The 926-nt window shown below is 62.4% G+C and carries 2 protein-coding genes and 2 pseudogenes; 2 read left to right on the top strand and 2 right to left on the bottom strand.

Annotation, left to right across the window (positions count from 1 at the left end):
* Positions 1-168 precede the first annotated feature (168 nt).
* Positions 169-315: pseudogene (locus ACFQ24_RS03835) on the bottom strand (Tn3 family transposase); the annotation flags it as partial.
* Between ACFQ24_RS03835 and ACFQ24_RS03830 the strand changes: the two are divergent.
* Together ACFQ24_RS03830 and ACFQ24_RS03825 are read left to right on the top strand one after the other, a co-directional pair.
* A complete protein-coding gene (locus ACFQ24_RS03830; RefSeq protein WP_449325442.1) occupies positions 271-546 on the top strand; it encodes a helix-turn-helix domain-containing protein in 276 nt (91 codons plus the stop codon). The pseudogene ACFQ24_RS03835 and the gene ACFQ24_RS03830 sit on opposite strands and share 45 nt — an antisense overlap.
* Positions 543-803 carry a hypothetical protein gene (locus ACFQ24_RS03825; RefSeq protein ID WP_380909126.1) on the top strand — a complete coding sequence of 87 codons (261 nt, stop codon included), beginning with the start codon at positions 543-545 and terminating at the stop codon, positions 801-803. Before ACFQ24_RS03830 ends, ACFQ24_RS03825 begins: the two co-directional genes overlap by 4 nt.
* Positions 804-819: 16 nt before the next feature.
* Here ACFQ24_RS03825 and ACFQ24_RS03820 read toward each other — a convergent pair.
* Positions 820-926: pseudogene (locus tag ACFQ24_RS03820) on the bottom strand (IS5/IS1182 family transposase); the annotation flags it as partial.

Raw genomic sequence — 926 nt, 5'->3', positions numbered from 1 at the left:
TTCCTTATGCACGTCCAGACCAACGTATTTCACTGCGTCCGTCATGACTCGCCTCCGCTGCTGAAAAATCCATCATCAGCATCTCAGATTCGAGCCTCCGAGGCTCGGGCAGTCATGGGGTCTAAGCATGCCGGCCTTGCTGGTGGAGGCGGAGCGGTCTGAAAAGTTCACGAGCGGGCGCAGTGTCGGCCACGGGTTGAGCGGCGACAGACTGTAGAGCCGGCGCTCGTTGAGGTCGCGGATGTGCGGTGCGAAGCGGAAGCCGAGCAGATGGCACAGGCCGAAGACGTGATCGACCGCGCCGGCGGTACCCGTGCCGGCCTCGCCTCCGCCCGCGCGCGGGGACGGTATGGCGGACGGCCGTTCAAGATGACGCCCGCCAAGCTACGTCTCGCCCAAACCGCGATGGGCAAACCGGAAACCAAGGTCGCGGAACTATGCGCCGAACTCGGTGTCACTCGGCAGACCTTTTACCGGCACGTTACGCCCAAGGGGGAGATCAGGCCCGATGGTGAGAAGCTGTTGGCAAGGAAGATAACCCGATGATCCGGGAACGACAGCGATCACGTCGGCCGATCTTCTTATGGCTAGCTGGCGGTATCGGCGTGCTGGTGATGATGCTCGTGATATTCGTCCTGATCAGCATGGCCGACGCACGATCTAAGCCGATCGTGCGCCACGTAACGCTTCATCTCCCCGGTTTCGCTGCCAACTCTGCGCCCACGAAGATTGCGCTGCTCGCCGACATACACCTGGGAAACCGGGGTATGAAGCCAGCGCGGCCGGCAGACATCGTCGGCTAGGGTCAGGACTCGTTGATCACAGCCAGAAGATGACGGTGGCTGCGAGCGCGATGGCCGAGAAGAACGTAGTGGGGCATCGATCGTAGCGCGTGGCGACCCGGCGCCAGTCCTTTAAGCGGCCGA

Source organism: Sphingobium olei, assembly GCF_042678845.1.
GTDB lineage: Bacteria > Pseudomonadota > Alphaproteobacteria > Sphingomonadales > Sphingomonadaceae > Sphingobium > Sphingobium olei.
Note: the sequence above shows the minus strand (reverse complement) of the source record. Positions and strands in the feature narration are given on the sequence as shown.

Coding starts and splice junctions, on each gene's coding strand:
- ACFQ24_RS03830 (WP_449325442.1), top strand. CDS start 271: ATGGCACAGGCCGAAGACGTGATCGACCGCGCCGGCGGTACCCGTGCC.
- ACFQ24_RS03825 (WP_380909126.1), top strand. CDS start 543: ATGATCCGGGAACGACAGCGATCACGTCGGCCGATCTTCTTATGGCTA.